The sequence below is a fragment of the Ectothiorhodospira mobilis genome, assembly GCF_900114895.1.
Taxonomy (GTDB): Bacteria; Pseudomonadota; Gammaproteobacteria; order Ectothiorhodospirales; family Ectothiorhodospiraceae; genus Ectothiorhodospira; species Ectothiorhodospira mobilis_A.
The window spans coordinates 1-1272 of record NZ_FOUO01000032.1; the positions used below are offsets into that span (position 1 = coordinate 1).

General features: G+C 59.9%; 1 protein-coding gene. It reads right to left on the reverse strand.

Annotated elements, in window-relative coordinates; genetic code table 11:
• Positions 1-71: 71 nt before the first annotated feature.
• Positions 72-1207 (reverse strand): IS3 family transposase gene (locus BM214_RS12285; RefSeq protein ID WP_425319165.1). Its coding sequence is split into 2 segments (ribosomal slippage): positions 72-931 and positions 931-1207, totalling 1137 coding nucleotides; the frame shifts between segments, so codons are not numbered across the junction.
• Positions 1208-1272: the final 65 nt, after the last annotated feature.

Consider the following 1272-nt stretch of genomic DNA (forward strand, 5'->3'; position numbering starts at 1 on the left):
TGAAGTGGACCCCATCTGCTGGACCACCTGACAGGGGGTTTAAGCTCTAACCGGGTTGTATCTCTCAGGCGTCAGGCCGCCCGAGTCAGAGGTTGGTTGAAGTAGACCTCATCCGGTGTTGCATCGTCCAGCCCCTGGTGGGGCCGCTCTGCGTTGTACCAGGCGAAGTACTGCTTCAGATCCTGGCGTAAGTGGGCTCCATTTTCAAAGGCCTTCAGGTAGACGCACTCGTACTTCACGCTGCGCCAGAGCCGCTCCACGAAGATGTTGTCCTGGTAACAGCCCTTGCCGTCCATGCTGATCTGGATTTTGTGGGATTCCAGCACCTGAGTGAACGCCTTGCTGGTGAACTGGCAGCCTTGGTCAGTGTTGAAGATCTCGGGCCGCCCATGGCGTGCCAGAGCCTCCTCAAGGGCATCAATGCAGAAGTCGGTGTCCAGGGTGTTCGATACACGCCAGGAGAGCACACGACGACTGTGCCAGTCCATGATGGCCACCAGGTACATGAACCCCCGGGCCATCGGGATGAACGTCACATCGGTCGCCCAGACCTGATTGGGACGATCGATCACCAGATCCCGCAGCAGGTAGGGATAGATCCGGTGGCCCTCGCCCGGTCGACTGGTACGCGGCCTCGGATACACGGCGTGCAGACCCATCTGGCGCATCAGCCGCTGGACTCGCTTGCGGTTTACCGGGTGGCCCAAGCGGTTGAGATAGACCCTCATCCGCCGTGAACCATAGAACGGCCTGCGCAGGTATTCCTCGTCAATCAGGCGCATCAGCTCCAGGTCGCTATCCTGGGCCGGCTTGGGCCGGTAGTACACCGAGGAACGACTGATGTCGAGCAACTGACACTGTCGCCGCACGCTGACATCAACCGCCCGTGGCTCCACCAAGGCCTGTCGCTGGGCCCGGCTCAACGACCGAGCCTGCGCGATAAAAAATCCCGTTCCACCGTCAGCTTGCCGATTTCACGGTACAGGATGTCGATCTCCTCCTGGGTCTTCTGGGCAGCTTTGCCGCCACTCTTGCCCTCGAAGATCCCCGTCGCCTTGTCCAGCAACTCACGCCGCCACTGACTCACCATGGTCGGATGGATCTCGAAGCGGGCTGCCAGCTCCGAGGTGGTCTGCTCCCCTTTGAGGGCCTCAAGGGCCACCTTGGCCTTGAAGTCGGCACTGTATTGCTTGCGTTTCCTGCTCATGATCAGATTCTCCTGTCGGAATGATCAGAGCTTAACCCCTGGTCCGAATTTTGGGGTCCACCTCA